Source organism: Microcoleus sp. B13-B6, from assembly GCF_036705405.1.
In the GTDB taxonomy this organism is placed as follows: domain Bacteria; phylum Cyanobacteriota; class Cyanobacteriia; order Cyanobacteriales; family Microcoleaceae; genus Microcoleus.
This window is the reverse complement of the sequence record NZ_JAUBUJ010000203.1, coordinates 1-5,218: the sequence shown is the minus strand read 5'-3', so window position 1 is coordinate 5,218 and position 5,218 is coordinate 1. Positions and strand designations below refer to the sequence as shown.

The 5,218-nt window shown below is 39.1% G+C and carries 5 protein-coding genes and 2 pseudogenes; 4 read left to right on the top strand and 3 right to left on the bottom strand.

The window, feature by feature from the left end; all coding sequences use genetic code 11:
* Positions 1 to 216 precede the first annotated feature (216 nt).
* Positions 217 to 372: a hypothetical protein gene (locus QUB35_RS38320; protein WP_333148214.1), complete on the top strand. Its 156-nt coding sequence runs from the start codon at positions 217 to 219 to the stop codon at positions 370 to 372.
* 20 nt (positions 373 to 392) lie between these two features.
* On the opposite strand, the gene QUB35_RS38315 is transcribed toward QUB35_RS38320, so the two are convergent.
* Both QUB35_RS38315 and QUB35_RS38310 read right to left on the bottom strand, forming a co-directional pair.
* A complete protein-coding gene (locus QUB35_RS38315; protein ID WP_333148212.1) occupies positions 393 to 587 on the bottom strand; it encodes a hypothetical protein in 195 nt (64 codons plus the stop codon).
* A pseudogene (locus QUB35_RS38310) lies at positions 588 to 1,701 on the bottom strand (IS630 family transposase).
* A 768-nt stretch (positions 1,702 to 2,469) separates the two neighbouring features.
* On the opposite strand from QUB35_RS38310, the pseudogene QUB35_RS38305 reads away from it, so the two are divergent.
* The 3 genes and pseudogenes from QUB35_RS38305 to QUB35_RS38295 all read left to right on the top strand — a co-directional run bounded on the left by QUB35_RS38305 (position 2,470) and on the right by QUB35_RS38295 (position 4,093).
* Positions 2,470 to 3,496: pseudogene (locus QUB35_RS38305) on the top strand (IS701 family transposase).
* A gap of 68 nt (positions 3,497 to 3,564) precedes the next feature.
* Positions 3,565 to 3,726, top strand: a complete 162-nt coding sequence (locus tag QUB35_RS38300) for a hypothetical protein (protein WP_333148208.1) — start codon at positions 3,565 to 3,567, stop codon at positions 3,724 to 3,726.
* Positions 3,727 to 3,871: 145 nt separating this feature from the next.
* Positions 3,872 to 4,093, top strand: a complete 222-nt coding sequence (locus tag QUB35_RS38295; RefSeq protein WP_333148206.1) for a hypothetical protein — start codon at positions 3,872 to 3,874, stop codon at positions 4,091 to 4,093.
* A 168-nt stretch (positions 4,094 to 4,261) separates the two neighbouring features.
* Here the strand turns inward: QUB35_RS38295 and QUB35_RS38290 are convergent, their stop codons facing one another.
* Entirely contained in the window at positions 4,262 to 5,191 is a 930-nt protein-coding gene (locus tag QUB35_RS38290; protein WP_333148204.1) for an ISAs1 family transposase, read from the bottom strand.
* Positions 5,192 to 5,218 lie beyond the last annotated feature (27 nt).

Here is a 5,218-nt window from a genome sequence, read left to right as displayed (position 1 = left end):
TAGCAAGCAATGGTTTTGTGATCACAAACCTGACTTTTACGTGCAGAAACAAAAATAATGCACCCTTATGAATGGGGAATCCTAGGTGTCAAAGGGCTTGATTTTTACCCGCTCTTCGACTGTGCCGGTTGCTCACATTGCTCCTGTTGTTGTGACAACTTCGTACCAGCACTGGCATCAATTCCTGCCGTCACACCTGGGTAGCGACCGATCGGCTTGAGCGACAGCTCGATCGCCCACGACGGAGCTCCTACAATTAAACAGGCGAGCGGCTACCAATCTCGCGCCGTAGCTTCAGCTATTGAGGAGGATTTTGTGGCGGCAATCGACGCGGGCCTTTCTTGCATCCACCGATGTTTTGGCGATAGTTAGCGAGACGCAATTTGAAGAGTTTAAGCAGCTAAAAGGTGAGGGGCGAGCTCACAAAAACGCATAAAAACGCATATTGCCGAAAGTTTTCCTAGGTCTGCCGCTCTTGGATTTTCCTTGCTGACCACGGAGAAACCAGGAGCGATCGGCTTGTTGGGCTGCCCGATCGCTCCTGGTTGATTCCCCGGTAAATCGATAGCGAATAAGCTGTTCGACATCTAAACTGCATTAACTAAGTTACCTTTGTTTTTGATCTTTCGGTTCCATTTCATAATTAATTCTCCTTCATTTAAAAGTTTATGTAACAGTGATTCTAGTTTTTCAATGGATTCAAATAATCTATTAGCAACATATTCCTTTGCGGAATGCCATACTAATTCAACTAGGTTATAGTCAGGGCTATACTTGGGCAAAAACTCTAGGATTAGATTCGGCATCTCTGACGCTATTTTCTGCAAAGTCTCTGCTTTTTTATGAAAACTAGCGTTGTCCAAAATTATCACAAACTTACAGCCCTTATCTTTAAAGTCTTCTGCTAAATTTCCTTGCAATATCCACTCGGATTTTAAATCTTCATAAAAAGTTTTCAGCACAGCATAAAAATTAGCAGAATTACCAGATGGAATAAAATCTACCCATCTTTTTTTGTCTGAGTATCTCACTCCACCCATAACATTAATACGACCTTTTCGTCGGTCTCCTCTTTTATTACTTCTAGTCCCCTTTTTACACCAGTTTTTTCGTCTAATTACTCTTAAACTAAATCCACTTTCGTCCTAAAACCATACCTGCAATAGGTTTAGAGATTCTTTTTCTATTTTTAAATACTCATCTAATTTATCTTTAAATAAACCCCTTTCTACGGCATCTTGCTTATCCTTTAAGCTGTATTTAGCCCAAAGGTAAACATACTTTTTTGATTTTAAGATTCTCCTTACTTGGGTACTACTCAGCTCAATTCCTGTTTTCTCTTTTAAATATATGGCAAGTCTAGCTGTTGTCCATCTCCCGAATTCATAGCCATATTTCTCAGGTTCTACTTCAATTGTCTCTAGAAGTAAATCAATGTATTCTTCTGTAGCTTTTCGGTAGTTACCCTTCATCCTATCATCTTTAAAACTATCTAATCGATCCGGATCACCATGAATACTCCAATAAGCTACTTTTCTGAGAGAACATCCAATGAGTTTAGCAGTTTGAGCTTGAGTATTTCCGTTATTTAGTAACAAAAAAATTAAGGCTATGAAGCCGAATGTCTGGATGATCATGCTCTTTTAATACTTGTTGAAGAGTTTCCTTTGTTTCGGAACTTAAAAAATTTTTAGTAGGCATTCACTTTGTCTGAATATCATTATGTTATATTATATCACTATGCGTTTTAAATGCACAACAGCTTAAGAAATTACTATTTCTATAAACGGATAGGCGAGGAAATTTGATTTACTTGACCGGCGTTGCAACGATCACAGACGCTCTCGCCCTTAAGACACCGTATTATGGTCTGCTCTTAACCTGCCTTCCTACCAACAGTTTAGCCGATTGCAAAGCGCGAGCCCGACAACAGCAATTTACGCAACTGTCAAGGCTGGCATAACGGCTGCTGTGTTGCCAATTTTCTCACACTTGCTTAAGTTGAATTTTAATTCAACTTAGATACTGTAACTTGATTATTAAGTCAATCCACTTGTTGTTAAAAACGCTAAAAAATTAGCTAATTTTTGTGTGCCCAAAAGTCAGGCATTTGCAGTATAAAGTCCGGCGTTTGCAGTATAAAGTCAGTGAGATTACAGGCATTTGCAGGGGCTGCACTCTACCTGCAAATGCCTGTAAATATCGTGCAAATGCCTGCAATTTTATGCCAAATTACTGCTTTTTTGTGTCGAGCGTACATTGGCCTGTTGAGGCAGGTTATGGCTGTTTAGTTTTGGTAGCAAGCAATGTTTTTGTGATCACAAACCGCACTTTTACGTGCAGAAAAAAAATAATGCACCCTTATGAATGGGGCATTCTAGGTGTCAAGGGGCTAGGACTTACGCATTGACAAAATAACCGAACAGTGCGTTGATAAATAATTGTCGTCTCCTTTCTAAGTATGGAACAATGAGAAAAATAACTAAACCCTCTACGGCACAATGCAACGCCGACCTTTACACCTCCTGCATTGTTGTCAGAACCCAAACTGGGAGGATGTAGCAGATTATCAGAGATATTGGGAGATGTTTCTCACGATTCTATCAATCGGTTTTTGTTAAGAGAAAGGTATGAGCCGAAAGACTTATTCAGCCAGATAGAGAAAATAATCAACTTGACAGGAGGGATACTAAGTGTAGACGATACAGTTATAGAAAAGATTTACTGTTACCCTAAAAATGCCGAATTGATTAGTTATTTTTGGTCAGGAAAAGCTCATAAAACTATTATGAGTTTAAATTTAATCACCCTATATTACAGCGATATTAATGGTAAATCAGGGCCAATAAATTACAGAATATATGACAAAAAGGAGGGAAAAACCAAAAACGATTATTTTAGAGAAATGGTGGGCGAAATAATAAGCTGGGGAGTCAAGCCAAGAATAGTAACAGGAGATAGTTGGTATTCAGGAGTGGAAAACTTAAAATTTCTAAAAAACCAGAAATTGGGTTTTCTATTCGGAATTGAAAAAAATAGGACTGTCTCAAATGAGCCACATAATTATTGCCAGGTAAGCACTCTGGTCATGGCTGAATCAGGATTAAGAACTCATTTGAAAGAATTTGGATTTGTAAAAGTGTTTAGGAAAAGCTTTAAAGAAGAGGCCTCTAGACATTACATTTTGTATTTGCCAGACGAGTCAAAGATTCAGGAGATAACAAGAGATGAATTTCTCACAATTCATGATACTCATTGGCAAATTGAAACCTTTCATAGAGCCATCAAACAAGTATGTGGAATTTGTCGTTTCATGGTGAGAGACACCTCGGCAATCAAGACTCATATATTTTGTTCACTTCAAGCATTTGTAAAATTGGAGTTTATGCGGTCTGAAAAAATAATTAGTAACTGGTATGAAGTCCAAAGAAATCTATTCACTTCAGTTATACGTGAGCATATTTTGGCAAACCGATTCAGTGATGGCATTGTCTAGAATACATAGATGATGTTTTTTGTCAATGCGTAAGTCCTAGGGACTTAATTTTTACCGGATATTCGACTGTGCCGAATGCTCACATTGCTCCTCCTATTGAGGAGGATTTTGCGGAGCAACCGACGCGGGCAAGTTTATATCCGCCGATGTTGAGTCGATCGTCGGCGTGGCAGACTTTGCAGAGTTCGATCGGCTCAAAAGCCGAACGGGGGACAGATGAGGCAGGTTGATTTTTGACAGTCTAAAAAAGCGACGCAGCCCGTTTTTATCTGGGTTGCGCCGTGAGAGTAGTCTGTCGTTGGGACTGGCAGGGTTTTCCTAGCTGTCAGGCTCGGTTAGAGTTGTCACATCCAAAAAAAATATCGGAGCAATCGCATGAATTGGAGAAAATGCGGTGTAGTGGCTGTGCTGCTGCTTGCGACAGGTTGCGGGGATGAGAAGACTATATTGACAGGAAGGTTGTGCGTTTCACAAGAGCAATTTGACGAACAGTGGCCCTTAACTGTACCTAGGGGAAGCTTGTCCTGTCGTATTCATCTAGGCAGGGGAAAAATTGTTAGCTTTAGCGTGGGTGGTGACCAGGGTAAACGCATCTAAATTAAGTTGACATAAAATCATATTTGTGCATAAGTGAGTCTCTGAGAAAACCATTCTTAAAACTCTTAAATCTGATGCAATTAACCCAGTTAAAATCGAGCTTTAAGAACTTCTGAATTCTCAAAACTGAATCAATTTAGATCGGGAATCAGTTTTAGTTTTCGAGCGTTAGCTGGCAGAGTCTAAAATTTTAACTAAATAATTATTATCCATTCCCGCCAGATACCGCTTCATTTTTAAACTTCCTTTAAATCCTTTTTCCTGTTTCAGTAAATTGACAGCTAAACGCCGTAGAAGAGCAAAATTTTCAGGAGAATGATCTTTACGAATGCGACTCTTGTCTTCACAAAAAGTAACATCCAATGTCCAATGTAAGCTATTTTCAATACCCCAATGACTGCGAATTGCTTGATAAATCTTCTCGGCATTAGTGGCTAAACTACTTAAATAAAACCGAACTTCTGTGGTAGTTTTATTCCACAAACGTCTTTCACTTACGACCATCACAACCGTTTTTAATCCAGCCCACAATGATTGATTATGAAGAGGTAGCAACTCCGAGACTGCCACCGTCCAAATTTGTCTTTTTTCAACTCGATGATGCCCAGCTTCTATTTGTTGATAATAGCTATGCTCTCTCCTAGCAAACTCTTCTTTTCGAGCTAATTCAAACCAGTTTTTTACGTCTTTATGAAGAAGTTTTTGATTGCCCTTTAGCGCTAAAAGATAATCTCCTTTCTTCTTAATTATGAGCGCTGCTATTTCTTTCTGACATCCCATAGCATCGATGGTTATTATGCTTTCTTCAATTTCTAGCAGCTCTAATAAATCCGGAATGGCTGTCACTTCGTTGGATTTATTATTGACTTTTTTTTGCCCTAAAACTAATTGATGGGACGCCGACCATGCACTGACTATATGTAACGGTTTTTGGCTGTGATTCCGGTCATAAGATTGTTTCATTGTTTTGCCATCAATGGCTATGACTTCTAGCTCCAATTTTTTGGTAATTGAATTTACCCAACTCAAAAAACACTCTTGAAACTGCGGCGTTGCTGAATCAAGGTATGAATACCCCAGGAATGGGAATATCGTCAAACTTCAAGTAATGTATTAATAACTTAA